This window comes from Lachnoanaerobaculum sp. MSX33 (assembly GCF_000512995.1).
Lineage (GTDB): Bacteria > Bacillota > Clostridia > Lachnospirales > Lachnospiraceae > Lachnoanaerobaculum.
The window spans coordinates 1-1,346 of record NZ_AZXX01000053.1 but is presented as its reverse complement, the minus strand read 5'-3'; the positions used below and the strand labels follow the sequence as shown (position 1 = coordinate 1,346).

Annotated in this window: 1 protein-coding gene; it reads right to left on the bottom strand. The window is 35.4% G+C overall.

Features of this window, described 5'->3' with window-relative positions; genetic code table 11:
• Positions 1 to 1,269: IS1380 family transposase (locus tag HMPREF1495_RS04685; RefSeq protein ID WP_034212500.1), on the bottom strand; the 1,269-nt coding region annotated here is incomplete at its 3' end.
• Positions 1,270 to 1,346 lie beyond the last annotated feature (77 nt).

The following is a 1,346-nucleotide window of genomic DNA, read 5'->3' as shown; positions in this document are numbered from 1 at the left end:
CTTATATGGGCAACTGCTACACAGCTTGAATGTTATATACCTTGCTGAACGAATTACTTTTGCAGCAATCTTAAGCAGTTTTAGACGGACAGTATCAATACGTTGGTTTCTCATATTTGCAGATAATGCCAATCGTCTAAACCAATTAAATATATTATAAGCAAGTGCATGTATTTGGAGCCTGTTGGCATTTACAATCCTTGTATGACTGCTGACAGAGGCAAAGTCAAAACCTATTTTACTTTCCTTTATGAAGTTTTCCATCAAGCCTCTTTTACAATAGAACTTGATTAGATATTCAGGGGATGACTCCATGTTTGTAACAACGAATGTATACATATATGTCATTTGGTTTTCAGGTTTTTCAACTTTACAGACAACACGTCTTTCATAAGGCCAAGGACCTGCCTGATACATGAATTCACCATAAGCTACAGCATAATCTACTTTGTTGTTTTTTGTGATTTCATCAAGTTCATCTACAAGATATGATGCCTTATCACGAAGTACAGCATTTTCTTTCAAACGAATTACATAGCCGGTACCGTTTTCTTCACACTGTTTATATAAACTCGGTGTTGCAAAGCCACTATCTCCGCGAAGGAGAAGTTTAATTTCCGGAAAATCTTCAAGATATTCATCAAGTATAGGCTGAAGAAAGTCCACAACCCCTGTACTTGAATACTGAGTTCCATCCCGGAGCTGAATTTTAATCAAATCTCCTGTGATTCCATCATAGCAAACAAGCGGATGGTAACCGTTACTTTGATAGTGAAAGTTAAATGCTCTGCCTTCCTGCTTGCCGTAGGCATTAAGAAGTGTTGAATCCAAATCTAAAATGATAGCTTCAGGCATCTGAATGCTATAAACTTTCTTTCGAAGAATTTGATTTATTGAAAGGAACTGATTCAGAGAATCCTCATCCATTCGATTATGAAATCTTGAAATAGTCGGTTGTGATGCTAAAGTTCCTTTATTAAGCACTGCTTTAAACACAGGATCATTTGTAAGTTCATCTGAAGTGTCATCTTCAAAATAGCCTGCAATGATCATATATATCATCTGAAGAAGGTTTTCTTTATCAGTATGATAACGGAATAATGCAGAATCATTGGTTTTAAATGATTGACTGAAAAGTTTATCAATGCCAAGTTTACTTACGAATTCTTTTATAAGAAGTAAGCCTGCATCGGAGGATAAATCGCCTCCATCGAAATTAATTTTAATTTTTCTATTGCTTTCAAGTGATAAGGTGTTTACAATACTCATAGAGGGCTCCTTTGTGTGATTTTTGAGTTTTAGCACCTTAATTTTACCACAAATGGACGCTCTTTTTTCATTCACTT